Annotated in this window: 23 protein-coding genes and 1 tRNA gene; 15 read left to right on the forward strand and 9 right to left on the reverse strand. The window is 55.4% G+C overall.

Features of this window, described 5'->3' with window-relative positions:
• The first annotated feature begins 135 nt into the window (after positions 1–135).
• Both ACI0FG_RS05875 and ACI0FG_RS05880 read left to right on the forward strand, forming a co-directional pair.
• Positions 136–1,311 carry an ATP-grasp domain-containing protein gene (locus ACI0FG_RS05875; protein WP_419787619.1) on the forward strand — a complete coding sequence of 392 codons (1,176 nt, stop codon included), beginning with the start codon at positions 136–138 and terminating at the stop codon, positions 1,309–1,311.
• 250 nt (positions 1,312–1,561) lie between these two features.
• Positions 1,562–1,972 (forward strand): hypothetical protein, encoded by a 411-nt coding sequence (locus ACI0FG_RS05880; protein ID WP_419787620.1) that lies wholly within the window; start codon positions 1,562–1,564, stop codon positions 1,970–1,972.
• A 58-nt stretch (positions 1,973–2,030) separates the two neighbouring features.
• On the opposite strand, the gene nhaB is transcribed toward ACI0FG_RS05880, so the two are convergent.
• The 3 genes from nhaB to ACI0FG_RS05895 form a co-directional block, all read right to left on the reverse strand.
• A complete protein-coding gene (gene nhaB, locus ACI0FG_RS05885; RefSeq protein WP_419787621.1) occupies positions 2,031–3,653 on the reverse strand; it encodes a sodium/proton antiporter NhaB in 1,623 nt (540 codons plus the stop codon).
• 170 nt (positions 3,654–3,823) lie between these two features.
• Positions 3,824–5,623: an SLC13 family permease gene (locus tag ACI0FG_RS05890; protein WP_419787622.1), complete on the reverse strand. Its 1,800-nt coding sequence runs from the start codon at positions 5,621–5,623 to the stop codon at positions 3,824–3,826.
• Between the two features lie 48 nt (positions 5,624–5,671).
• Positions 5,672–6,139 (reverse strand): universal stress protein, encoded by a 468-nt coding sequence (locus tag ACI0FG_RS05895; RefSeq protein ID WP_419787623.1) that lies wholly within the window; start codon positions 6,137–6,139, stop codon positions 5,672–5,674.
• Between the two features lie 696 nt (positions 6,140–6,835).
• Here ACI0FG_RS05895 and ACI0FG_RS05900 point away from each other — a divergent pair.
• Positions 6,836–8,887: a S16 family serine protease gene (locus tag ACI0FG_RS05900; protein WP_419787624.1), complete on the forward strand. Its 2,052-nt coding sequence runs from the start codon at positions 6,836–6,838 to the stop codon at positions 8,885–8,887.
• Here ACI0FG_RS05900 and ACI0FG_RS05905 read toward each other — a convergent pair.
• Positions 8,865–10,196 carry a sigma-54-dependent transcriptional regulator gene (locus tag ACI0FG_RS05905; RefSeq protein WP_419787625.1) on the reverse strand — a complete coding sequence of 444 codons (1,332 nt, stop codon included), beginning with the start codon at positions 10,194–10,196 and terminating at the stop codon, positions 8,865–8,867. The two genes, ACI0FG_RS05900 and ACI0FG_RS05905, sit on opposite strands and share 23 nt — an antisense overlap.
• Positions 10,193–11,605 carry a sensor histidine kinase gene (locus ACI0FG_RS05910; RefSeq protein WP_419787626.1) on the reverse strand — a complete coding sequence of 471 codons (1,413 nt, stop codon included), beginning with the start codon at positions 11,603–11,605 and terminating at the stop codon, positions 10,193–10,195. Before ACI0FG_RS05910 ends, ACI0FG_RS05905 begins: the two co-directional genes overlap by 4 nt.
• Positions 11,606–11,661: 56 nt before the next feature.
• Here ACI0FG_RS05910 and ACI0FG_RS05915 point away from each other — a divergent pair, with 56 nt between their 5' ends.
• From ACI0FG_RS05915 to ACI0FG_RS05935, 5 genes are all read left to right on the forward strand, one after another.
• The gene (locus ACI0FG_RS05915; RefSeq protein ID WP_419787627.1) at positions 11,662–11,898 is read left to right on the forward strand and encodes a hypothetical protein; all 237 of its coding nucleotides are present in this window, start codon (positions 11,662–11,664) and stop codon (positions 11,896–11,898) included.
• A gap of 20 nt (positions 11,899–11,918) precedes the next feature.
• Positions 11,919–12,059 (forward strand): hypothetical protein, encoded by a 141-nt coding sequence (locus ACI0FG_RS05920; RefSeq protein ID WP_419787628.1) that lies wholly within the window; start codon positions 11,919–11,921, stop codon positions 12,057–12,059.
• A gap of 12 nt (positions 12,060–12,071) precedes the next feature.
• Positions 12,072–12,575 (forward strand): hypothetical protein, encoded by a 504-nt coding sequence (locus tag ACI0FG_RS05925; protein ID WP_419787629.1) that lies wholly within the window; start codon positions 12,072–12,074, stop codon positions 12,573–12,575.
• Positions 12,572–15,250: a molybdopterin-dependent oxidoreductase gene (locus ACI0FG_RS05930; RefSeq protein ID WP_419787630.1), complete on the forward strand. Its 2,679-nt coding sequence runs from the start codon at positions 12,572–12,574 to the stop codon at positions 15,248–15,250. The genes ACI0FG_RS05925 and ACI0FG_RS05930 overlap by 4 nt, the downstream gene beginning before the upstream one ends.
• Before the next feature lie 146 nt (positions 15,251–15,396).
• Positions 15,397–16,383, forward strand: coding sequence for a hypothetical protein (locus ACI0FG_RS05935; RefSeq protein WP_419787631.1), 987 nt, complete (start codon positions 15,397–15,399; stop codon positions 16,381–16,383).
• Here the strand turns inward: ACI0FG_RS05935 and ACI0FG_RS05940 are convergent.
• Positions 16,380–16,817, reverse strand: coding sequence for a Fur family transcriptional regulator (locus ACI0FG_RS05940; protein WP_419787632.1), 438 nt, complete (start codon positions 16,815–16,817; stop codon positions 16,380–16,382). The two genes, ACI0FG_RS05935 and ACI0FG_RS05940, sit on opposite strands and share 4 nt — an antisense overlap.
• Positions 16,818–17,027: 210 nt before the next feature.
• On the opposite strand from ACI0FG_RS05940, the gene ACI0FG_RS05945 reads away from it, so the two are divergent.
• The 3 genes from ACI0FG_RS05945 to ACI0FG_RS05955 all read left to right on the forward strand — a co-directional run bounded on the left by ACI0FG_RS05945 (position 17,028) and on the right by ACI0FG_RS05955 (position 19,187).
• A tRNA-Ser gene (locus tag ACI0FG_RS05945) sits at positions 17,028–17,119 on the forward strand.
• Between the two features lie 358 nt (positions 17,120–17,477).
• Positions 17,478–18,611: a hypothetical protein gene (locus ACI0FG_RS05950; protein WP_419787633.1), complete on the forward strand. Its 1,134-nt coding sequence runs from the start codon at positions 17,478–17,480 to the stop codon at positions 18,609–18,611.
• A gap of 288 nt (positions 18,612–18,899) precedes the next feature.
• A complete protein-coding gene (locus ACI0FG_RS05955) occupies positions 18,900–19,187 on the forward strand; it encodes a hypothetical protein (protein WP_419787634.1) in 288 nt (95 codons plus the stop codon).
• A gap of 109 nt (positions 19,188–19,296) precedes the next feature.
• Here ACI0FG_RS05955 and ACI0FG_RS05960 read toward each other — a convergent pair whose 3' ends face one another.
• The gene (locus ACI0FG_RS05960; RefSeq protein WP_419787635.1) at positions 19,297–19,569 is read right to left on the reverse strand and encodes a hypothetical protein; all 273 of its coding nucleotides are present in this window, start codon (positions 19,567–19,569) and stop codon (positions 19,297–19,299) included.
• Positions 19,570–20,027: 458 nt separating this feature from the next.
• Between ACI0FG_RS05960 and ACI0FG_RS05965 the strand changes: the two genes are divergently transcribed.
• Complete coding sequence (locus ACI0FG_RS05965) at positions 20,028–20,957, forward strand: metal ABC transporter solute-binding protein, Zn/Mn family (RefSeq protein WP_419787636.1); 930 nt, start codon at positions 20,028–20,030, stop codon at positions 20,955–20,957.
• 4 nt (positions 20,958–20,961) lie between these two features.
• Here ACI0FG_RS05965 and mazG read toward each other — a convergent pair whose 3' ends face one another.
• Positions 20,962–21,765 carry a nucleoside triphosphate pyrophosphohydrolase gene (gene mazG / locus ACI0FG_RS05970; RefSeq protein WP_419787637.1) on the reverse strand — a complete coding sequence of 268 codons (804 nt, stop codon included), beginning with the start codon at positions 21,763–21,765 and terminating at the stop codon, positions 20,962–20,964.
• 38 nt (positions 21,766–21,803) lie between these two features.
• Complete coding sequence (locus ACI0FG_RS05975) at positions 21,804–22,358, reverse strand: CvpA family protein (RefSeq protein ID WP_419787638.1); 555 nt, start codon at positions 22,356–22,358, stop codon at positions 21,804–21,806.
• Positions 22,359–22,569: 211 nt separating this feature from the next.
• Here ACI0FG_RS05975 and rfbC point away from each other — a divergent pair, with 211 nt between their 5' ends.
• From rfbC to ACI0FG_RS05990, 3 genes are all read left to right on the forward strand, one after another.
• The gene (rfbC, locus tag ACI0FG_RS05980; RefSeq protein WP_419787639.1) at positions 22,570–23,139 is read left to right on the forward strand and encodes a dTDP-4-dehydrorhamnose 3,5-epimerase; all 570 of its coding nucleotides are present in this window, start codon (positions 22,570–22,572) and stop codon (positions 23,137–23,139) included.
• A gap of 2 nt (positions 23,140–23,141) precedes the next feature.
• Positions 23,142–24,572, forward strand: a complete 1,431-nt coding sequence (locus tag ACI0FG_RS05985; RefSeq protein ID WP_419787640.1) for a mannose-1-phosphate guanylyltransferase/mannose-6-phosphate isomerase — start codon at positions 23,142–23,144, stop codon at positions 24,570–24,572.
• A 172-nt stretch (positions 24,573–24,744) separates the two neighbouring features.
• Positions 24,745–25,491, forward strand: a complete 747-nt coding sequence (locus ACI0FG_RS05990; RefSeq protein WP_419787641.1) for a cytochrome c3 family protein — start codon at positions 24,745–24,747, stop codon at positions 25,489–25,491.
• Positions 25,492–25,495: the final 4 nt, after the last annotated feature.

The raw sequence follows: 25,495 nt of genomic DNA on the forward strand, positions 1-25,495 counted from the left end.
CGGTATTTCTACCGCTGCCTTTTTGAATAGCTTGAGTGGAGGAAGGTCGTTTCGACGAGAGAACATGATGCCACCTTGCCTCAAGGCAGAGGGCGGTGTCTGGGAAAAGTGTACCATTAGAGATAAGAGGTAACGATGTTCATACTTGAAAAGCCATATGTTTCCGATTTGTTGCGTGAGACGCTTGCAGAGATGAATCTGCCGGTTCTGGATAACCAGGTGGCTCGGGAGGCCTTTGTCAAAAAAGGGGCGGGGCGGATCAATTTATGTCCCGAAGAGGAATTCGTACAGCTGTACAGCAAGGATGCCTGTCAGCCTGTGTACTCGAATTCCGAGAACGCCATCGAGTGGATCAATACCCATCTGGCAGATGGGGAACTGCCCGCCAAGATAAAAATTTTCAAGGACAAGTCTGCTTTTCGGGATTTGGTTAAAGATCTGTGGCCGGACTTTTCCTACCGCACCGTTGCTTTCGAAGACCTGGATTCTGTCGATCCCAATGACATTCCGATTCCCTGTGTGCTCAAGCCCTGCGTGGGTTTTTTCAGCCTTGGCGTTCATATGGTGGAGTCCAGGGAAGGATTCAAGTCCGCAGTCCGGGCCGTGCAGGATGAAGTGGAGAGTATCCGGTCCATGTATCCGGCCGAGGTGCTTCAGCTGGACAACTTCATCATCGAGCAGTGCATCGAGGGTGAGGAATTTGCCGTGGATGCCTATTACGACTGCTCCGGCAAGCCTGTTATCCTCAATATATTCGGCCACCTCTTTGCTTCAAGCGATGACGTGGGCGACCGTTGCTATATATCCTCGGCCGAGATCATAGAACGGCACCTCGGCCACTTTACCGAGTTGCTGGAAAAGATAGGGACGCGTGCGGGGCTCAGGAACTACCCCATTCATATCGAAGTACGGGTGGACGACGCAGGCAACATCGGCGTCATTGAGGTGAACCCCATGCGTTTTGCCGGATGGTGCGTCACCGACCTTGCCTGGTATGCCTACGGGATCAATCCGTATAAGTATTTCATGCAAGGAATGGCTCCGGACTGGAAGTCGATCTGTGAGACGCGGAAAGACAAGGTTTATGCCATGATTATCGGTGACATAAACTCCTCGCTGGACAGGTCGAAGATAAAGAGCGTGGACTATGGCGCATTCCGTTCCGTATTCAGCAACCTGCTGGAGTTGCGGGAGATTGATTATCAGGAATATCCTGTATTCGCCTTTGCCTTCGCCGAGGTGGATGCAGGCAACATGGACGAGTTAAAGCGTCTGCTGTTTGCTGATTTCAGTACCTACCTTAAATTTTAGACGAATCTGCATTGAAGGGCCTGTCCGAGAGGATGGGCCCTTTTTCTTTTCATAAAAGCGTTTCCTTCTCCGCCATCCTTGTTGCCCCAAGAATGGTCTGTGGGCTATTGGGAATGGTAGGGTGCTCCGTATGGAACACCTCGCCAACCCAGTTCGGCCGGATGGGGACGCACTGACATGATATCTTTTCTTCCAGGTCTCGGAAGTCCAGCCTGTGCGCGGCCGAATGCAACCGTTTCGGAGGTTCAGGATGGTGGAAGCAGTGAGACTGGCCTTTGATGCCATTGGGCTTTGCCAGGTTCAATATGACCAGGTGGACAATCTTTGGGGGTATTTCAGCGTTGTCACACTGGCTGTTGTCGGCTTTGTCGTCAGCCGCGACAAGGCGGTACGGTCGATGCGTGAATCGTTTGCCATTGTCGCCGCATACATTGTTTTTTGCATCAGTAACAACATTGCGCTCTATAAAGGGCAGAAGTTGCTATATGCCCTTGCGGAAAGGGCGATGGAATTGAGCGGCGCGGCGAATATTCCGCTTCCCGAGTTGAGGCCACTCAGCCCGGCTGCGGTCTGGGCCTGCCATCTGAGCATGATCGTGGCCGTAAGCCTCGGTACGCTGCTGGTGGCTTTCTACCGGGTAAGAGCTGGCCAAAAGGCATAGAAAAGGGCCTTCGGACATTGTCCGAAGGCCCTTGTTTTTTGTCTTGCCGTGTTTTGGCCTACAGGAAGGCGTAGACCGCGAACAGGCCGGTAACCGACATGGTGATGGTGTAGGGCAGCGCCAGCATGACCATCCGGCCATAGGAGAGGCGGATGACTGGTGCCAGGGCGCTGGTAAGCAGAAAGAGGAACGCTGCCTGTCCGTTCGGGGTGGCCACGGACGGGATGTTGGTGCCGGTGTTGATGGCAACGGCCAGCTTGTCGAAGTGGTGCATGAGGGCATGCGCCTGTTCGGCAGCGGCAGCAGGCAGGGTGGCCAGTACATCGGCACGGGCAACGTGCGGATCGGTCAGCTTGTCCATCAGGGCCTGGCCGGACATGCCGATGCCGGGAATGGCACCCAGGGCGTGGATGAAGTGCAGCTTGGTTTCCGAGATGTAGACGGTGGCCACGAAGACGTTATCCGAGATGGACGAGAGCAAACCGTTGGCAATGTAGTATGCCGCCAGCTGATCCTGTCCGTGCAGGCTCAGAACGAAGTTGATGATGGGGTGGAACAGCTCCTGGGAGTGGATAACGGCCACGATGGAGAAGAAGACAACCAGCAGGGCGGTAAAGGGCAGAGCCTCCATGAAAGCGTGCCCCAGCTGATGCTCTTCCGTGACGCCGGTGAAGGCCGTCAGCAGTACGATGACCGACAGGCCGATGAGGCCGACAGCAGCCAGGTGGAAGGCCAGGGCGCACACGAGCCAAATGCCGGTGATCATCTGGATGACCAGCTTCAGCTTTGCTTTGGTTCCGCCTTTTTCTTCCATTTCGATGGCTGTTTCCAGCAGGAAGGAGCGGATGTTGCCGGGCAGCTGGTAGCCGTAGCCGAAGATATGGAACTGTTCCACGGCCAGGCAGGTCAGCAGGCCAATGACGAGCACGGGCATGGTGACGGGTGCGGCGTGGAGAAAGAACGGAATGAAGTGCCAGCCCATCTCGCCGCCGACCAGCAGGTTCTGCGGCTCGCCAACCAAGGTACAGACACCGCCGAGTGCGGTACCTACGGCACCGTGCATCATCAGGTTACGCAGGAAGCCGCGGAACTGAAGCAGTTCTTCGCGGTTGACTTCTTTCACCGCATCGTCGGAGGCTAGATCATGGACATCGTCGGCTTTTCTGTCGGATACAAAGCGATGGTATACATTGTAGAATCCGAAGGCCACGGCCATGATGACGGCCGTAACGGTCAGGGCATCCAGGAACGCGGAAAGAAAAGCACCGGCGAGACAGAAGAGCAGGGCGATGATTTTCTTGGACTGGATGCGCACCAGGATGCGGGTGAAGGTGAACTGCAGAAAGTCCTTCATGAAGTAGATACCGGCGACCATGAAGATCAGCAGCAGAATGACTTCAAAGTTCTTCAGAGCTTCGTGGTAGACGGTCTCGGGCGAGGTCATGCCAAGGAGGATTGCCTCCATGGCAAGCAGACCGCCAGCGGGTAGAGGGTAACACTTGAGGGCCATGGCCAGGGTAAAGATGAACTCGGCGATAAGGGCCCATCCTGCGACGAACATGCCGGCTGTCAGGATCAGCACCGGATTCAGAATAAGAAAGGCGATGATGGTCAGTTTGTACCATCCGGGGGCGCTTCCGAGGAAGGTCTCCATGAAGGTTTTGGACAAAGTCGGTTTCATTCACAGTCTCCTTGAATACGACAAAAACGCCTCATTGCGGCGGTTGGGGAGGATTGCGGTCCCGTGCCGAGGCGTCGAGTCTATGCAGTATTCGGTTGTCGATGAGTAAAGTCGGGTGGCTTACATTCTCCCAAAAAGGCGCCGGTTCGGAACCGGCGCCCTGCTTGGAGCTAATAAAAAAGCATCAGTGCGGCGATCATCACGACCATATATAATACGGTCATGCCTGCCCCACTCCTGACATAGTCAATGGTCCGATATCCTCCCGGACGCATGATCAACGCGTTGACCTGGTGGGTGGGCAGTACGAAGGTGTTCGATGCTGCGACAGCCACAGTCAGAGCGGCAACGCGTGGGTCCACACCCGCATTGAGGGCCATATTCATGGACAGAGGGACCAATAACACCGTCGCTCCCACATTGGAAGCCACTAAAGTGAAAAATGATGTCAGGATTCCTATAACGGTTAATAGAACAACCGGAGTTGGAGAGCCGAGCGCGGCCATGATCGTATCCGCGATATACTTGGCTGCGCCTGTGTTTTCGAAGGCCATGCCCAGGGGAATAAGGCCGCCGAGGAGGAACACGGTCATCCAGTCCACGGACTGATAGGCTTCGTCGATGGTCAGAACTTTGGTCAAGACCATACCCAGTGCGCCTGTAAGCAGGGCGATGGAGAGTTGGACGTGGAAGCCGAGGATCATGACCAGGGAGATGGCCAGCCACATCAGGGCTACCTTGGCCTTTTCCGTGCGCAGGAGTTCACCCTTGACCGTCTCGGTGAAGACAAGGTCGGGCAACCCCTTGAGCATGTGGAACATTTCCCAACGACCGTGCAGCAGCAGGGCGTCGCCGGATTCGATAATGATGTCGTTCAGGCCGCTGACAAAGATCTTGTCACCCCGGAAGATGGCCAGGGGAGATACCTGGAACCGCTGGCGTACGCGCAGGTCGCCCAGAGTCTTGCCCACCAGTTCGGAACGCGGGGTGAGGATACCTTCCATGATGCCCGCGTTGTTCGGGGAAAGCTCTTCCGCAAAGGTGACCAGTTCAGGCTGGAGTTCCCAACCCATGTCTTCGGCCATGTGCTCCACGAACTCCTGCGGGCCAACCACCACAATGTGGTCGCCGGGCTGAATGATTTCCTCAGGCGTGGGGGCAAAGATTTGCGTTTTGCCGCCATCGCGCGCGATGGCAACCAGGGTGCAGAAGTAGATGGGCCTCAGGTCCAGGGACTTCAGGGTCTCCTCGCTGCTCCATCCTTCGGGGATGTAGAGTTCGAACAGGGTTCCTACGTTGTTGTAGGTGCTGCTCAGAACGGAGGACATGGGGCCGGCCATCTCTTCCTCGGCCCGGTTCGGGAGAATGAACCGGCCAAACAGGATGAAGTATATGAGTGCGGCAGCGACCAGCAACAGACCTACGGGCGTGACGCTGAACAGACCGAATGCCTCATATTTTTTGCCGCCCACGACCATGAGGTCGTTGAGCAGGATGAGCGGGCTGGAACCGACCAGGGTCAGGCAGCCGCCGATGATGGCACAGAATCCCATGGGCATCAGCAGACGGCCCACCGGCACGCCGGTCTGGTTGCCGATGCGTTTGGCCGCGGGCAGAAAAAGCGCTGCGGCGCCGATGTTCTGCATGAAGCCGGAGATGATGGCCACGGTACCGGCAATGAGCGTCATTATCCGCGATTCGCTTTTACCGGCGAATTTGAGAATGACACGCGCCATTGAGTTCATGACACCCGTCTTGTCCAGCCCGGCACCGATGATGATGACGGCGATGATGGAAACGACGGCATTACTGCTCAGACCGCTGATGGCCTGCTGGGGCGTAACCAGGCCGAGCAGAGGCAGGAGCACCATCATGATGATGCCCACTACATCCACTCGGACCCACTCGAAGATGAAGAGGAGGACAGCAAAGGCCAGTACGGCCATCACCGTTATGATTTGAGGGGTCATTTGAAGTCCTTATGAAACCTGGAGATCAAGTTTGGTTAGGGCAACGCCTTATTTGGCGTGCAGCGTTGCCCGGGTGTAGACCGGGATGCTGCTCCTGTTCTTGCAGACTACAGCGGAGTCATCCATTACGTAGCGGAACTGGGGGTCCTTTTCATGCATACGGGCGACAATGGTGTCCTCGTTGCCCTGCTGAATCTCATGGTTGAAGGCGAGGCCTGCCTCGGCCGCCTTGCAGGAGAAGTACTCGATGTTGCGTTTCGCCTCGGAGGTAAACCCGGCAAAGTCACGGCCGGATTCATCCACGTTGAGGGCAACCAGCGAACTGCGGGTCTTTTTGGCGATGTTGACGGCATAGTCCGCAACGCCTCGGGAGAAGTTGTCGCCTTTGCAAACAATCAAGATCTTACACTGCCGTCCTTCCTGGCAGGTCGTGGTCTTCACGGCGCGGGGCGCGGGCTTGGCCACGGGGGCCTTTACCTGGCGGGAGCCGCCAATACGCTTGAACAGGTTCATCATAGGATTACCTCCTGACTGTTCTCTGAGATGTTGTTCGTGACAGACAACCCAGGTTCCGGTGCTGCAAGTGTTGCAGTTTGCGGCGGCCTGCGTTTCATAATGCCTATCAACTACTTTCCTCAATGCGCTGAAGAGGGTCATGTCTCGCTCCTTGTGTTAAAGGTTGGAGATGGCGATGCCACCCTTGCGTCATAGTGCTTGTGAATCAAAACACATGCCAATTTTAAACAATGATTTAACTATATGATTTAAAAGGATAAGTAATATTTTTTATGCATGCTTTCCCCGTGAGACGATGCAGGATGCAACGTTTGTCCCCCAGAGGGTGGGGGCGTTTACGCAAATCCGGGAACATCTACAAAAATGCGTGATGCATTTTGTAACGGTGCTGATTGCGATAGGAGGCAAAAAAAAGGATTTCCGAGTGTGACTCAGGATTATTCCAAGAATAAAATAGCAAAAGATTAATTTACATTTTTTTGAAATAATTGGGAAAATATTTTTTTTGTTTCGAAATGAACCTGGTTTTGATAAAAAAACGGAAGGATGAGAGGGGCGAACATGGCAGAAGTGCATATTGTTGCAATATGCACCCTTAACAAGGCATATTCCCCATGGTATACGCAATAAACACAGCTAGCTGCGATGGCATGGCCCGGTTGTGAGGCCGATACGCAGTCCCCACAGGAGGCGCATATGCGGTGGTTTGGAAAAGAATCGAAACCGGCTTCGGAGACAGATTCGGAACCCCCTAAAACCGTGCCGGCTCCTGCTCCCAGGAGCATGCTGCGCGAGAAGGTCGAGGAGGCCGGGCTGCCCCCGGAAATCCTTGCCGCCGCGCGTGTCGAGTGTGAGCGCATCGAGAGCGTTGACCCCGCATCGCCGGAATACGCCATTGCCTCTTCTTATATTGAATGCATCCTTTCCCTTCCGTGGAGCGCCACGACAAAGGACGATCTGGATATCGTCCGGGCCGAACAGGTCCTCAACGCCCGACATTTCGGGCTGAGCCATGTGAAGGAACGCATCCTTGAATTTCTGGCGGTCAAGCATCTGCGCGGCCAGCGGCAGGGACGCATCCTGCTGGTGGATGATGAGCTCATTGCGCGTGAAAACCTCTCCATCGTTTTTCAGGCCGAAGGGTTCGCCGTGGAGGCCGTGGCCAATGGCCTGGAAGCGGTGGATGCCATGGAGCGGGAGCCTGCCGACATCGTGGTTTCCGACCTCAAGATGGACGGCATGGACGGCATGGACCTGTTGCAGGAGCTGCGCAAGCGATGGCCGGATACCAAGGTCATCATGATAACCGGCTATGCCACCGTCAAGACGGCCGTGGCCGCCATGCGTCAGGGGGCGGATCAATATCTGGGCAAGCCTGTCAATTTGACCAAACTTCGTGAATATGTTCACGAGCTGTATGGGCAAAGCCTGCGTGCCAGGCATCTCAAGGGCCCCATTCTCTGTTTCTCCGGGCCTCCCGGCGTGGGCAAGACGTCCATCGGACAGGCCATAGCCGAGGCCATGGGGCGCAAGTTCTTTCGTCTTTCCCTGGCGGGCCTGCATGATGAGGCCGAGTTGCGGGGACACCGCCGCACCTATGTCGGCGCCATGCCGGGCCGTATCATTCAGGGACTTCAGAAGGTGGGGTCGCGCAACCCGGTGATCATGCTCGACGAGGTGGACAAGGCGGTTCAGGATTTCAAGGGAGACGCGGCCTCCGTCCTGCTCGAACTGCTTGATCCCGAACAGAATACCGCATTCGTGGATCACTATCTGGGGTTGCCTTTCGATCTTTCGGGAGCGCTGTTCATCTGCACGGCCAACATGGTGGAGCGGCTGCCCGGTCCGCTGCGCGACCGCATGGAGGTCATCGAGTTTTCGAGCTATACCCGCCGGGAGAAAGAAGAGATAGCGGCGCGTTACCTGGTGCCCGACCAACTCCAACAGCACGGGCTGGAGGAAGGGGATGTCTCCGTTACTCCTGCGGCGTTATCTTTTATTGTCGATGAGTATACCCGCGAGGCGGGATTGCGTGGGCTCAAGATGCAACTGGCGGCCCTGTGCCGCAAGCTGGCCAAGCGAAGGCTGGCCGAGGGCGAGAGCCGTGTGACGGTGGATGAAGCCATGGTTGCCGAGTTGCTCGGACCGCCGTCCTTTGCTCGAACGGCCGCCCAGGCGGAACCAAAGGTTGGATTGGCCACCAGTCTGGTCTGGACCGAAAACGGGGGCGAGATCATTTTTGTGGAGAGCGCGCGGATGCGCGGCAGCAAGCAGCTTTTGCTTACCGGATCGCTGGGCGAAGTGCTACGCGAGTCGGCCCAGACCTCCCTGAGTTACATCCGCAGCCATGCCGAAGCGTACGGCATTGATCCTGATTTTTACGAGACTTCCGATCTGCATGTACACATTCCGGCCGGAGCCGTAACCAAGGAAGGGCCGTCCGCCGGGCTGACCATTACCCTGGCGTTGATTTCCCTGCTGACGGGGCGTCCCGTGCGCCAGGATGTGGCCGTAACCGGCGAGGTCTCCCTGTTGGGCGAGGTCCTGCCTGTGGGCGGCGTGCGGGAAAAGCTCATGGCCGCCCAGTCCTCGGGCATCACCACCGTGGTTTTGCCGCAGGGGTGTGCGGGGCGAGTGGAGCGCCTGGAGGAAGACGTTGTGCAGGGGGTTGATATCCGCCTCGTCTCAAATGTGGAGGAGGCGGCCCGAATCGCTCTTTGTGAGGCTATTCCAGACCGTAGCGTTTGATTTTGCGCCACAGTGATACGCGGTCGATGCCGAGAATGCGCGCGGCCTGCGTCTTGTTGCCGCTCGATGCCGCCAGCACCTTGCGTATGTGCGCCTTTTCCAGGTTCTCCAGTGTGGGCAGCGGGTCTTCAGTCTGGTCCTCGCTGATCTCGATAGGCAGAAGGTCCTTGGTGAATACGGTTCCCTGCCCCAGAGCCAGCGCCCGTTCCACGATGTTTTCCAGCTCGCGTGCATTGCCGGGGAAAGGGTAGTGCATGAGAATATCCAGTGTCTCCTGGGCAATGGAAGTTATGGTCTGTCCCGGCTGCCGATGTTTTTCCAGAAAATGCCCGATGAGGATGGGGATATCCTCGCGATGCTCGCGCAGGGGCGGGGCGTGCAGGGTGACGACGTTCAGGCGGTAGAACAGGTCCTGTCGGAACTCGCCGCGTTCGACCATTTCCCTAAGATCGCAGTTGGTGGCCGCAACCACCCGGATGTCCACCGGGATTTCCCGGGTTCCACCCACGCGCAGGAAGGTCCTCTCCTGCAAAACCCGCAGCAGCTTGACCTGCATGTTCAGCGGCAGTTCGCCGATCTCGTCAAAGAAAACCGTGCCGCCGTCCGCGACTTCCAAAATGCCTTTCTGCCCCCGGTTGGCCCCGGTAAAGGCTTCCTTTTCATGGCCGAAGAGTTCCTTATCCATCAGTTCGGCCGTGAATGTGCCGCAGTTGATGGCCATGAACCGCTCCTCGGAGCGGGGACTGAGCTGGTGAATGCCTTGGGCCACCAGTTCCTTGCCGGTGCCGGTTTCGCCCTGGATGAGCACGTTGCAGTTCATTTGGGCGAGCTGCTTCACGGTCTTTTTCAGTTGGACAAAGACCTCGCTCTGGCCGACCAGCGGAATGTCGCTTTTGCCTTGGTCCAGCAGGCGGCGCAGGCGCAGCACCTCGGCGGACAGGGCGTGCTGTTCCAGGGCTCGCTCCACCTGAATCCGCAGTTCATCGAGCTTGAAGGGCTTTTCGATGTAGGAGTGCGCTCCCTTTTGCATCGCTTCCACCGCGTTGGAAACGGTGGCGTGGCCGGTGACCACGATGACCATGATGTAGGGGTGTCTGGCCCTGGCCCTGTCCAGCATCTCGATGCCGTCCATGCCGGGGAGCATCAGGTCGGTGATGACGAGATCGTACTCCCTTGCTTCCAGCTCCCGCAGGCCTTCCTCGGCCGAGGCCATGGCCGTGACGTGGTGGCCGCTGTTGGTCAGAATATGGGTCAGGTTTTCCCTGGCGATGCGCTCGTCCTCAACGACGAGGATGGAGGCTGCGGTCATGCTTGGTCCTCTTTCATGAGGGGCAGCCGGATGGAAAAGGTCGTGCCCTGGCCGGGTTTGCTTTCCACTCGGATGGCCCCCTGGTGTTTTTCTATGATGCCGTAGACGATGTAGAGTCCGAGTCCGGTACCCTGCCCCACTTCCTTGGTGGAGAAGAACGGGTCGAACACGCGTTGCAGTGTTTCGGCGGTCATGCCTTCCCCGGTGTCGGCGATGGTGATGACCTCAAACTCCTCGTCACGGGTGGCCTTGATGTCGATGGAGCCTCCTTCCGGTCCCACGGCCTGGATGGCGTTCAGGATCAGGTTGATGAAGGCCTCCTGGAGGCGTTGCCGGTCCACGAGCATGATGAGGTGGTCCGGGACATCCAGGTTGATGGAAATTCGCGGTCCGGTCTGGCTCGAAACCAGACGTACGGCCCCTTCCAGCACGGATTTGATGGGATAGGGGGCGGGGGCGAAATCCTTGTGTCGGGAAAATTCCAGCAGTCCTTTGACGATGTCTCTGGCCCGCAGGGTCTCCTGGGCGATGTTGGTCATCATCTTGTCGGCAAACTCGCTCTGTCCGGTGGTTTCTTCTGATAAAATCTGCGCCGAGGTCGAGATGTTGTTGAGCGGATTGTTCAGCTGATGGGCGATGCCGGAGGCCAGTGTACCGATGGAAGAGAGTTTTTGGGCCTGTACAAGCTGAATCTGCCGTTTCTGCAACTCCTCCACCATGGAATTCAGCGCCACGTAGACCTGCTGGATTTCATCATGGGCGTTGTTGACCGGGAAGGGGGCAAAGGTTCCCTGGGCTATCTGACGGGTGGCTTCCTGCACCTGCCTAAGCGGCGCAAGGATGCTCTTGCTGACGAAGAAGACCAGAGCCAGTACGACCAAAGCGCCCACGGCCATGGCAATGAGCAGGGTGACCCGCAATCGACTGTTGATGACGAGGATGGACTCGCGTTCGAATTCGGCAATGGCTCGGGAATGTTCCACCAGATCCTGGCCAGCCTCTCGGATGGCTCTGGCGCGGGGGCCGTCTTCCACAATGTTTGCGGCGTCGGCTTCGTAGCGGTCGAGCAGAGAGCTGTAGAGCGCAAGTCCTTTTTGCAGTGCCAGGCCATGCTTGCGGCCTCCGGGGCGGTCTATTTCCGCAGACAGGTTGTCGAGGATGGCGCTGGCTTTTTTGATGTTTTCCCGGTTCAGGGAGAACATGGAGCTGCTATGGTAGAGGAAATAGTTCTTTTCCTCGCGTCTGATTTCCAGAATCAGGTTGCGCAGGTCGTCGGTCCGCTCCACCAGCAGGACCTCCTGCTGCAACTGGTCCAGGTTGGACAGCGACAGGAAGGCAATGCTGCCGAAGGCGACGATGAAGATGGCTATGCCGATGACGATGGATTGCCTGAGATTCGGTTTGACCATGAAAATTCCCTCGCGCGAACACTATGCCCGCCCACGGGAAAAGGCAAGGCGAGGGTGTGTTACCTTTGGTCCTTGGTGGGGATACCTGCCAGTTCCAGACTTTGTTCAATCCAGAGGCACTGGGCGGCAAGTACGGCGTTGGTGGCGTGAGCCTGCCTGTGGCAAAGGCGGTAATCGGTTCCATCCTGGCCACCTTTATCGCCACTGCGCTTTCCGTGATTATCAGCCTGTTTTCCGCCATAGGCATCTCCCGGTACGGCCGGAACCGGAAAGACGACCCTCCCACTTTGTGATCAACTACAAAGAGCCATCCATGTACACCGAGGCGCAACGGGAATTTCTGGATGCCAACCTGTCTCGTATTGCCAGCTCCGGAGGGCGGTTGACCTTTTCCATGAATTTCTCGGCCACCTATCTGGGCTGCGAGTATCTCGTGGAACCCGCTGAATGGTAAGGCGTAAAGGCTGTGCGATACGGCATCTCCCGCCCGTTTCCATCCGGTATCAACGACCATTTCACCAACGACGATACGGGGCGTGTGGCTTCCCATATCGTCGGGTTCGTCAAGGCGTGCGAGGCCATAGGTCTTCGTGTCGGAATGGATTGTTCGGTGCGACTCTGTGACCTGAAAGTGGAGGCCCGGCGCTATCTGGAACGTCTCTCCATGAAGTTCTCCGGTGTCGGCCCTCCGTCCATGGATGTGTGCATCCCGACTGGCGGCATCCTACTGCCTGCCCATGCGCAATGTGTGCGTGAGGGGCGTGACCGCCTTTCCCCGTCTGGATGCGATCATAGGTATTTTGCAGAAAAGGTTAGCTCCGTCCGCCAGTCAAATGTCTCTACCGACGGTCTTGAATGTCGCGATTTCATGCGCCGCTGCCGGGGCGGGGCCTGGCCCTGCGCCGCGAAAGGGCGGGACAGGTTTCGGTTGCTCCGGAGAGGCAGGGAAAGTAGAGGATATCCATCATGACCAAGCATACCATCGTCACCAGCTGTACCCGTGACTGCCCCAACACCTGCGGTCTTGTTGCCACTGTGGAGGACGGGCGGCTTGTCAAACTCGTCGGGGACCCGGCTCATCCGCTGACCAAGGGGGCGGCCTGTCACAAGACGGCCAAATATGTCCGGCGCGTCTACAGCCCGGAGCGGATTACCCGTCCCATGATTCGCAGGGAGGGCGTCTGGGAGCAGGTCTCCTGGGACGAGGCGCTGGATTTGATCGCCTCCACCATGCAGCGAATCAAAGAGGAGTCCGGCCCGGAGGCCGTCCTTTATTACCAGGGGTACGGCGAACGCACGGCCCTCAAGCTGCTCAACAAGTATTTCTTCAATCTTTTCGGTGGGGCAACCACCATGTACGGTTCTCTGTGCGGCGGTGCCGGGCAGGGTTCTCAGAATCTCGACTTTGGCGAACGGGTGTCCCATGATCCGCTGGACCATCTGAACAGCAATTCCATCATTCTCTGGGCGCGTAATCCGGTTTCGACAAATATTTCGCTGGTCTCCATCGTCAGCGATGTGCGGAAGCGGGGCGGGACCGTCGTTGTCATCGATCCCGCCAACAGCCGTTCCGTGGCCTTGGCCGACCGGCATATAAAGCCCCGGCCTGGAGGTGACGGCTACCTTGCCATGGCCGCAGCCAAGCTCATTCTGGCAGCCGGGGCCGAGGACCGAGCTTTCATCGAAGAACACAGCGTTGGTTTTGCCGAGTACAAGGCTATTCTGGATCGTTACACCATGGAGGAACTCTGCGAGCTGGCCGGTGTGCCGATGAAGGACTGTCATTTCTTGGCCGATGTGCTTATGCGGCAGCATCCCACGGCAACGCTGCTCGGATGGGGGCTGCACCGCTATGAATATGCCCATCACATGATCCGGCCAATCGATGCCCTGGGCGGCATAAGCGGCAACATCGGTGTGCCGGGCGGCGGCGTGAGCCAGGGGTTCGAGGAATACGGCCCTTATGATCAGCAGTGGTGGGGCGATCATCTGCATCCGGACCACAGGACTCTGCTCATTCCCAAAGTGGGCGAGGAGATTCTGAACGCCCGCGATCCGGAAATCCGCATGATCTACGTCACAGCGGGCAACCCATTGTGCATGGCCCCAAATTCCGCGCGTATCGCCGAGGCGTTTCGCAAAATGGAACTGGTCGTCTATTCGGGCCATTTCATGGACGACACGGCGGATTTGGCAGACGTCTTTCTGCCCGCCACGACTTTCCTGGAAGAGGATGACGTGGTTGCCGGGTATGGGCACAACTATGTCGGCCCTGTGAACAAAGCGATAGAGCCTGTCGGTGAGTGCAAATCGGAATTTCACATGTTTTATGAACTGGCCGCGCGGTTTCCTTTTGCGGACCTGTATCGCCGTTCCGTGGACGAGTGGCTCGAAACCATCTGTTCCCCCATTCGGGAGCAGGGCTGTGGCCTGGAGACCTTGCGCAAGGGAGCTTTTCGGTTGGATGCGCCTATGGTGCCTTATGCGGACGGCGTCTACCAGACCGAGAGCGGCAAGTTCCAGTTCATGACGGAATTCACTCCGGCTGAGGCAAAGCGGGATAAATGCTATCCGTACAAGTTCCTGACCATTGCGCCGCACGGATATATTTGTTCCGAACGGACCTCTACCGAGCACTGCGCCTTGTCGGAGATTTGGCTCAATGCCGATGAAGCTGATCGCCGGGGGCTTCGGGACGGCAGCGTGGTTTGGCTCGTCAGTCCGGTGGGCCGGGTGCGGGCTCGGCTCAAGACTGATTCCGACATGCGGTCGGACGTGGTCATTGCCGAGCGTGGCGGATGGACCAAGAACGGGCATGGCCTGAATCTTCTGACTCTGGATATTGCCAGCAAGGTGGGGAATGGAACGCCGTTTTACGAAACAGCGATAGACGTGTTGCCGGTGAAGGAAGCGGTGAAGCATGTTCTGGTGATCCGCAATTCGGACAAGTCGCCGGGCGGGAATTTCTGCAAGGAATTGGAGCGGCGGGGGGCCGTACTGCACGAGGTTGTTGCCGTGGACGGAGAGGCGTTGCCCGATTCTCCGCAGGGATACGACGGCATGGTCGTGCTGGGCGGACCGCAACATGTCTATGAGGACGAGGGGATTCCGTATCTTACCGGCCTGCTGCAACTGATGCGTGACTTTGATGCGGCGGGCAAGCCCGTGGCCGGAATCTGCCTGGGTTGCCAACTCCTGGCTCGTGCCCACGGTGCCGCAACCTGGAGCATGGATGCCTTGGAGTATGGTTACGTCTCACATGAGTTGACTGAGGCCGGGCGTCTTGATCCGCTTTTTGCTGAGATCAATGACCTCCCCAAGGTGATGGAATATCATGAGGATTCCTTTGACTTGCCGGAAGGGGCTGAATTGCTGGTCCGAGGGGAGGACTGTCCGAATCAATGCTTTCGGGTCGGTAACGTTTCTTACGGATTCCAATTCCATCTGGAGGCGGACTCGGCCATCGTGGAAGATTGGATAACGATGTATCGTCAGGAGCAGGATGGAACCCACGCCATCTATCGCGATAGATTCGATGAATCGTTTTTTCTGGAAATGCACGCTCGCCTGCCGCTTCTGGCAGAGGCCTCGGACATGTTTTGTCGAATTGTGGCCGCCAATTGGTTCGGCCTGATCTCCGACTGATCCGATCACCCCCTTTCATCTCGACTGCGCATTCGTCTGCTTGCCTCCTGGCGGTCCCATGTTATAGGAACATGCAGGTACTGTATTTGCAAAGGTAAGACTGTACGGCGGGTTGCCGTCAATATCTTGAAAGCAGGCGTTGTGGAATGATCGATTTGTGGGCGCAGCTGGATTATCTGCGGGATGTTCAGCGCAATTTCGGGGGCATGGGTGGACGGCTCGACATGTTGAGCGTGTTCGCCAAGATCCTCTCTTTTGTAGTGCCCGTGGTGGTTGTCGTCGCGCTCTGGGTGTATCGGCATGTCTTCACCTTTGCCTTCCTGCGGTTTTTCGCCCGCATCTTTGCCCCGCACAGCGGCAAGATCGTCGAAAACTACCTGGTCACCAAAGGGGTGATGCTGGACATCTACCTCATCTCGAATTCGGGAGAAGTGCGCAAGCTGGCCAATGCGCGGATTACCGAAGTCTTGAACGGAAAGATGCGGTTGCAGCTGGTGGTGGCTGCTCCCACCGGGCTGAAGCTCAAGAACCGCCGGGTCATCTGCTATTGCAAACCATTTACCTACAACGGGAAGCGGATAAACGCCTTTTTCACTCTCATCGGCAGTGCGGTCAAACGCGGATCGACGATCAAGTCCATGACGCTTTTGACGCCGATCAGCTACAAGTTCGTCATTCGGCGTCGGTACTCCCGGCAGCAGACAAAGGAAGGCACGGTCAGGGTTAAGGCCTGGGACGGCAGCAAGCGCAAGACCTTTTCCATGCTTCGGCCGGATATCCAGACCATAAACGACCCGGCCCGGTACAGCGACAAGATGCGGTTGACCGTGGAGAATATTTCGGCAGGCGGCATCCGTCTGTATATCCTGCATCCCAAGGGGCAGCTGCCTTCGCTTTCCAAGGGAAGCCAACTGGTCCTTCGCGTCAGCGTCTGGAGTCCGAAATCAAAGAAGTTTACCTATTTTAATGTGATAGGTACGATTAGAAGCCGATTCAAAGGCAAGGGTGGAGCCATCGGCCTTGGCATCCAGTTCACCGCTCACGGCGAAAAGGTGGGGAATCAGTTCGTCTGGAAGAATCTGCAAGGTGCACTCAAACCTTTGGCCGAGTTCCTCACCTCCATCGAAAACTAATCGTTCTTGTTACGGCAATCCGGGCAGATGCCGTAGAGATACATCTTGTGCCGGAGCAGTCGGTAGCCGTGGTCGGTGGCTAGCTTGAGCTGCTGTTTTTCGATGGTATCGTCGAATATTTCTATATTCTGACCGCATCGTTCACAAATAAGATGGTCGTGGTGGTCCTCGCCGTAGCTGATCTCGTAACGGGTCACGCCGTCGGCAAAGTCCAGCGGTTCCACAAGGCCGGATTCGCAGAGCAGCTTGAGCGTGCGGTAGACGGTGGCCTGCCCGACGGATTTGTCCCGTTTCTTGACCTTGGCGTAGAGTTCTTCCGATGAGAGATGCTCGCTGTGCTTGAGGAGCGTGTCGAGGATGAGCCTCCGTTGCGGGGTCATCTTCAAATTTTTGTCGCTAAGATAGCTGGCGAAAACTTCTTGTACGGATTTCATAGCGTAACCGGTCGTTATTGTGTGAATTGGGCTAATTTTTTCTTACGGGATGGAGGCAAACGTGTCAAACGGAAGTAGGGATTTCTTGGCCTACGCCTCCCACGGCATGGGCCGCAGGATAGAACGCAGTATTGATCTTGACAAGCAAGGCCTTGGTTTCTACAACCAGCTACCTTGTCGAAGCGGCCAAACCTGTGGCCGCCCCCACCCGGAGAGGTGGCAGAGCTCGGTTTAATGCGCTGGTCTTGAAAACCAGAGGCGGGGCAACCCGTCCGGGGGTTCGAATCCCTCCCTCTCCGCCAGAAAAAAATAAGCTAATTCAATAACTTACGAGTTTTTGATTAGCTTTTTTTGTTTAGCAAAAATCGAATATCAGCGTAACTTATTTGAATTGTTTATTATAATAATTTGTAAGATTGTTGTGGGGAAGGAAAGAGAGAAGTACTTTCTGTGGATCTTTTGATTGATGTCAGCAGTTACTCAAGTAAAGTAGCCGGTCAAACCTGTCGGGATTACAGGGTGATGACTTCAAGTCTCCATGATGCTATATCGTTCGCGAACATCCTAGTGGAAGCGGTGAGGCCACGGGAGATAACAGTTGAGGTGGTAAATATGCAGCCGCCCAGAATATTGTAGCTCTGAAAAAAGACTGGAGGGATAATGAACGTTGAACGCCTCGCACGCCTGCTTGATTTGATTGTGGATGACTTTGCAAATGAGGAGATCGTTGAGAAACTTGATCAACTTGCAACTGCATTACACACTAAACTGAATTCTCCACACCCGGATTATGATGAGCAGTTCAAAACTGCCCTGGATAATCTGTTTCATTCCCTTTCACAGAGCCCACTCAATGACCTTACTCCAAGTCAGGATTTGGTGTTCAAGGAGATTGATGCCTCGGAGAATGTCGGTAAGGGGTTGGCAGACCGTGTCATGAAGATTTTGGAAGAAAACACCATGACAATGAATCTTGCTCAACAGCAACTAGAGCAGTTGTCCGAAGAAGTCTCCACGTTCAAGGATAATGTTCGAGCTATCTTGAATGGACTCCAAAAGATGAATATCGAACCTGATTATCTTGAAGAAGGGGAGGCAGAGGTATCAATCGTATTTCCCATCGACAGCTCTGAAACCAGTCTGGATTACCTGAAACGAGAAGTTGACGATTTAAACAAGATTTTCAAAGTTTTGACTGAGGTTGTCGATGGAGATACCGAAAGCACCAAGCTGAGAGCGATTGGTTCGTCTTCGCTTCTGGTCACCGTTATGGCCTCTTTGGGGGTGGCCTTGGCAACCGCCAAAGTGATCAATCAACTTGTTGTGATTTACAAGAACGTCATGGAAATCAAAATCAAGCAGGAAGAGCTTGATATGATCAAAGGTAAGAACAAGCAGTTGTTGGATAAGATTCTTGAGGAATCCCAAACGGACGTTCTCAACCGGGGAATCAAGGATTTGGTCAAGGAATTGATCGCCATGTACAAAGGTGGCGACAAGGGCCGCAAGAAAGAGCTTGAGGGTTTTCTAGAAACCTACTTGAGAAAACTCGCCAAGAAATTTGATGATGGCTTTGGTTTTGAAGTGGACAGCGAGGAGCCGGAAAAGCCGGAAGCCGACGAAGATGGCAACATGGATAAAAAAGATTTGAAAGAATATGAGATCGCTGTTGCAACGCAAAAAGAGATTCAGAGCGCAAACGAGGCGTTGAAAAGTTTGCAACGGCATGAAGGTCCAATCCTCATGCTTGGTGCTGGGAAAGAGGAAGACGAAGAGGACCAGGCAGAAGAGTAGGGACGTTAATCGACTTGTAGATAGGCTCTATGAGTTGCAACGCAACACGGTGAAATGGGGTAGGACGGGGCGATGTCCTGATCCGTCGGAAGAATGCTCAACATGGATTCGAATTTGTGGTTCCCATTCGCGCGCTTAATCGTTGTGTGAATGTTGTGGCTAAATATCGTAACATGCTGAAATAATAAAAAGAGGGAGGGTTCGAATCCCTCCCTCTCCGCCAATTTTTTCTTGTGATTATGTCAGCTTTATTTGAGACTTTTGTAATAAAGTTTAGGGGAAAATCATATGCAGGAATATACGTCAGAAGAGTTGGAGAGGCGGCTCGGGGAGTTTGTTGAGCTTCCTGCGGATGTTCATCTCAGTGAGGATTTGAATGCCGCCTTGCGGTTGGCTGAACTTTTGCAATCCACTGGATACGCTTTTGAGCTGAAAGATATGAATCCCAAGAGTTTTGATACCAATTGGCGGGCTTCGTTTTGCTTGGGCAAGCGGACCTTCGAGTCAGAAGATTCGCAGTCGGCACTTGCCATTTGTACGGCGGCGTTGGCTGCACTTGAGGGGACCGAGGCCTAATTAAATTCGGGGAATGTTGTTGAGCACAGTCTCTGCTGTTTAATAAAGCAAAATTGAGCCCCGTCCCTCATGAGAGGGGCGGGGCTTTTTCGGCGTTATTTCCAGGCCGTCAGATCATCGTGTTGACCAGGGCGCCTGTTCCATAGGCACCCAATACGTCTTTCTGGAAGTCATAGCTCTGGGACATGCCGGTGGTGTCGCCAGCTACCGTCCCGGAGTTCATGTAGTCGAGTGTTTTCGAAACGAGCGCACCTTCGGCGGACGCCTTGTCCACCGGGGCCAGGCTCGAGCCTCCGCCACTGTTGTTCATGATGTCCAGGGTCTCGGAAACCACGGCTGCGCCAAAGGTCTGGTCTCCAAGGCCGCCGATTGCCATGGTCATATGTCTACCCTCCCTGTCTTCAAGCGGAAATAACGCCTGTCCATTCCGCATATCCGGATGGAAATTCATTGCTCTCAAAGGCAGGGGTAAATCGCACCTCCAGTCTTATGATTAAAAAACGACCTTATCCGCTATATCGGCAATCCGCTTCATATCTTTAGGGCGTTTGGAGAAATATCGAGATCGGCTGAATATGGATTCATGCGTGCGAAATTTAATCCTGCGCGTGACAAAAATATGGGAGCGGTGTAGAAAGGAAAAATGATGGAAATGATTCCCATTGTCGTTTCAATCCTGGCCGGTGTTGGCTTCGGCTCGCTTCTGGCCTGGAAATTCAAGGATCGGTGTGCGCCGTGACTTTTCCTGTATGCGGGAATCGGCGCGGGTTTCGCTGTATTCACAGTATTGAAGTTGCTCTTCGGATAAGTCTTCACTCTAATAAAAGGTGGTTTGTCCTCATGCGGTCTCATGCTTTTTTCAGGGCTTTCGTCCTGATTCTCGGCCTGATGTTGTTTACTGTCGGCAGTGCCCTGGCTGCGGCCAAGGTGCCTGTTTTCGTCAGCATTGTTCCCCAGAAATATTTTTTGGAAAAAATCGGTGGTGACAGAGTGGATGTCTCGGTCATGGTCAAACCCGGGGCTAGCCCGGCCACCTATGAGCCGACGCCCCAACAGATGACGGGACTGGCCAATGCCAAGGCGTATTTCTCCATCGGCGTTCCGTTTGAGGCTACGTGGTTGACGCGGATAGAAAGCGCCAACCCGCTTATGGCGGTGGTGCCCACAGAAAAAGGGATTCATAAAGTACCCATGGCGGCCCACCATCACCCCGGCGAAGAAGGGCATGGCATGGCTGAAGACCCGGGGCACGGGCATGATGAAGAGCATGGAAACGGCATTCTTGACCCGCACATTTGGCTCTCGCCGCAGCTGGTCAAAGTGATGGCCCAGAATATCTACAAGGGCTTGGTGGCGGTTGATCCGGCCGGGCAGCCGACCTATGCCGTGAATTTGAATGCCTTCCTTGAGGAACTGGACGCGCTTGATGCACAGCTCAAAAATGTGCTCGCGTCACTTCCGTCGGATCGCAGGACCTTCATGGTCTTTCATCCGGCATGGGGATATTTTGCACGGTCCTATGATTTGCGGCAAATCCCCATCGAGGCCGAGGGAAAGGAACCCAGTCCGGCAGAGTTGGCCCATGTTGTGGAGGTCGGCAGGGCGCACCACATTCCTGTGGTTTTTGTGCAGCCGCAGTTCTCCAAGCGGAGCGCCAAGGTCATTGCCTCGGAGATGGGGGCGCAGGTCGTCGCGCTTGATCCGTTGGCACCGGATTGGCAGGCGAATCTGCTGAAGGTGGCGGATGCGTTTAAAAAGGCCTTGCAGTAGGCCGTTACTCTTCCATGGACTTGACGTCCTCCCACAGCTTGTTGAGGGCGTCGAGTTCCATTTCATGGAGTTTCAGGCAACGCATTTCAGCCAGTTCTTCCATCCGGCGGAATCGCCTGAGGAACTTCTGGTTGGCAAAGTCCAGAGCGCCGTTGGCCTTGATGCCCTTGCGCCGCCCGAGCTCCACCAGAGTAAACAGATAATCGCCGAATTCTTCCTCGGAGGCCTTGTCGTCCTTAGACGCCAGGGCCTCTTTCCATTCCTGCCATTCGTCCGTGAGTTGCGACTCTACGGCCTCGTCGGTCGGCCATGTGAAGTGGTTGCGGGCGGCTTTTGAATTGATGCGGTACGCCTTGAGCAGGGGGGGGAGACCGGAGGGCAGGGAATCGAACACGCCCTTGCGGTCGGTGTCCTTGTTCTCTTCCCGTTTCGTCGCCTCCCAGTTGTCGTAGAGGGCTTCGCGGTCTTTGAATTGCTTGTTGCCGAACACGTGCGGATGGCGGCGGACCATTTTGGTGGCGCTGTAATCCAGGGCGTCGGCCAGGTTGAAGGCTCCCTGCTGTTCGTAACGGGTGGCGATGAAGAGCAGGATGAACAGGGTGTCTCCCAATTCTTCCATTGCTTCGTGCGTGTTGCCTGTGCGGATGGCTTCGATCATCTCGAAGGTCTCCTCGGCCAGATAGTCGCACATGGAAGTCGGGGTCTGTTCCTGGTCCCAGGGACATCCATTGGGGCCGAGCAGGGCGTCGATGACATCAAAAATATTGAGCAGGGCGGCCGGGTAGCCGTCACGATTCTTTCCGCTCATTGCGGGTCCTCCGGGAAGATTGCGGGATCGGGCGGAGATTAGTCCTTGGGGGTTTCGTCATCCCATCCCAAGGCATCGCGAGCTTGATCCACACCGTTTTTTGTCGAGGGCAGGTTCAGCCGTTTGCGGACGGACTCCGGAGCAAGATCGCCGACCAGTTCGACGAGATGCCCGGCGCGCGGGGCTATGTAGGACCCCTTGAGCCAGTTGGAGTCCGGTGCGAAAGACTGAATGAACATAAGCAGAATCAGGCCGATAAGCGCCCCTTCCAGCAGGCCGAAGATACCACCGGCAGTTCGGTCTATCCAGCCGAGCATGGATATTTCAAGCATGGATCGGATGAGCTTGGTCAGCAGCCAGAAGATGATCAGCGTCCCGATGAAGATGACTGCGTAGGCCAGTCCGTTAACGATCATCTCGGTAGTGATGTAGGGCTCGATGTAGGGGACGAGCAGATGCTGGTAGCCAGAAGCCAGATAGACAGCCAGAACGACGGCTGCCAGGGAAAGAACTTCCTGGATCAGTCCGCGGAATAGTCCACGGATGAGGAAAATGACGAGTATGCAGAGAATGATGATATCCAGGGTATTCATGAAACGGTCCTGCGTTGTCTATGAATGTTAAGCGCCTTCGGATTGGACTAGCAAACTGCCATCCAAATGTGAACCGTGCAAATGCTATTTTATTCGCTCCGGGCTCAGAACGCATACGGGGTTGTATCTGTACCTGAACTCGGCTACATGGTACGACCAGTCATCGGTGCTGTTGCCGGACGAAAGCTGTGCGAGATGTGAGGAGAAAAGAATGCAGGTCTATGAGACCGGGGTTCCCGGCTTGCTGGTACTGGAACCAAAGGTGTTTCAGGACGAACGGGGATTCTTCCTGGAAAGCTATAATCGTGAGGCCTTTGCCCGACTTGGTGTCGACTGTGAATTCGTGCAGGACAACCATGCCTATTCGCGAGAGGTGGGGGTGTTGCGCGGATTTCACTTCCAGACTCCTCCTATGGCTCAGGCCAAGCTGGTGTGGGTTACGCGAGGTGCTGTTCTTGATGTGGTTGTGGACTTGCGGCGGGGCTCTCCCTGCTATGGCAAGTGGCAGCATGTCATTCTGAGTTCCGCAAATTTCAAGCGCATGTTCATTCCGAAAGGCTTTGGGCACGCCTATGTGACCATTATGCCGGATACGGAATTCCAGTATAAGGTGGATGCCCCGTATTCTCCTGACCATGAGGGGGGCATTCTCTGGAATGATCCTGATATCGGTATGGACTGGGAACCTGCATTGCATGATATTACGCCCATTCTGTCCGAAAAGGATCGTCGTCTTGTCAGGTTGGCAGATTTTGATTCTCCCTTTGCATATGAGGAATAACGATGTCGAGTGATAAACGGCCTCTGGCGGATTTTCCCGAGGAATGCCACGCCATTGTTCTTGCCGGTGGTTCCGGCACACGTCTATGGCCCTTGAGTCGCAATCTTTTGCCCAAGCAACTGTTGGTCTTGGGCGGAGAGATTACCCTGCTCCAGCAGACCGTGACCAGAATCCTGAATGCCTTTGAGCCTCAGAAAGTCTGGATTGTGACCAACGAGGATCATGTCTTCGAAGTGCGAAGCCAGGTCAAGGCCGTGCATCCCGCCTTGGAGGCTCAGGTACTGGTGGAGCCGTTGGGGCGCAACACCTTGCCCGCCATTATGCTCGGTCTGGAGCAGGTGGTGAGATCCAGCGAGAAGGCGTTGGCCGCTGTTTTCCCATCGGATCATCTGGTTGGCGGTACCGAGTCTTGGGTGGATGACTTGGTGCGGGCCTCCCATCAGGCCGTGAATGAGCGGTTTGTCACCTTTGGCGTGGAGCCGACCAAGCCGGAAACCGGTTATGGCTACATCGCCCTGGGGGAAGAGCTGGATGACAGGGTCTATGAGGTGGACGGGTTTGTTGAAAAACCGGACATTCTGACGGCCAAGGCGTTTTTCAAGAACGGAAGTCATCTGTGGAACAGCGGCATGTTCATGTTCCGGGCAAAGGATTTTCTGCGTCAGGTGGCCAAACACCAGTCCGAATTGTGGGACTGGTGGATGAATCGGGATGAAGTGCCCCTTATTCGGGGGTACAGTGATATCCCCAATATTTCAGTCGACTACGGTGTAGTGGAGAAAATCGACAATATCACCGTGGTCAAAGCCGGATTTACGTGGGACGACCTTGGAAGCTGGGAGGCCATGTATCGGCTGGGAGCCAAGGATCAAGACGGCAACGTCATACAAGGCGATGTCCTGGCCGTGGACTGCAAGAATTCCCTGCTTATCAGCGAAGGGGGAAAACTGGCTGCCGTGGGCATGGAAAACATGATCATGGTTCAGACGCGTGACGCCACATTGACCTGTCCCATGCCCAAGGTGCAGGCGGTCAAGGATGTGGTGGATATCCTGCGTGCGCAGGGGAGCAAGCTGGTGGAGAGTCACCCCACGGTGGTTCGCCCCTGGGGAAGCTATTGCGTGCTGGAAGAAGGGCCGCATTACAAAATCAAGCGGATTCAGGTAAATCCCGGCGCGCGTTTGAGCTCGCAGATGCATCATCATCGCAGCGAGCACTGGGTGGTTGTGGATGGTGCCGCGGAGGTGGAGGTGGACAACAAGCCTCAGATTCTGGTGGAGAACCAGTCCGTGGACATTCCCAAGGCATCGCAGCATCGGCTGGGCAATCCGGGGAAAGTCCCTCTCAATATCATTGAAATACAGAGCGGACCGTACCTGGAAGAAGATGATATTGTCCGTTTCGAAGATGTATACGGACGAGTGAAGAAATAACGGGAAAAGAGCTTTTTTTTATTATAACATATTGTTTTTGAAAGTTTTTGTTTGCTTAGAGAGATCGTGAAAATTTTCATATTCTCTTGACACGAAAACTATCCGTACCGTATGGGAACGTAGTTCAATTGGTGTGATTTTCACATAAACTTTAGAGTGATGGGGCGAGGTTATGGAGGAAAGAAAAGCATCGAAACGGTGTGGAGGGGCGTTTCCCTTCGTCATCGGCTTCCTGGCCACCTGCATTTTGGGATGGGCTGTGATCCCCGGTCTCTACTTTGAAAAAGTAGACCAGCCGGTGCGATTCAGCCACGCCATCCATGTGGATGGACAGGGGATGGATTGTGAATCGTGTCACTTTTTCAGGGATGACGGTTCCTACGCCGGCTTCCCGACCAATGAAGTGTGCGCCGAATGTCATGCGGTTGATCCGGAAGAGGCGAAGGAAGCTATCGCCGATGCCGGCATCGACCTGAAGGACACGGATGCCATCATGGCTGCGAACCTTGACGTCATTGAAGATGGGCTGGCTTCGAGTGAGGATAAGGACCGTAAGGCCGAACGTGAGTACGTGGTCAAGTACCTCATTCAGGGCAAGGAAGTGCCGTGGTTGAATTATCAGTACCAGCCGGACAACGTCTACTTCTCGCACAAGGCTCACGAGGGTCTGGATATTGCCGAACTGGCTGCGATGAAGAAGGATCTGTCCGACGTGGTTGACCCCGCCGTCTTTGATGAGCCGGGCGAGCACAACTGCAACCTGTGCCACCTCAAGGACATCGACAAGAATGACACTCCGCCTGCACTGCAGAGGAATGTCCTCTCCGGCTACAGCAAGATGACCATGAAGATGTGGAAGTGCGAACGGTGCCACGCCCTCAAGGGCCAGTCCAACGCCTGCTACACCTGCCATAAGTAAAGGG

The organism is Pseudodesulfovibrio sp. 7M6, assembly GCF_050058625.1.
Taxonomy (GTDB): domain Bacteria; phylum Desulfobacterota; class Desulfovibrionia; order Desulfovibrionales; family Desulfovibrionaceae; genus Pseudodesulfovibrio; species Pseudodesulfovibrio salinus.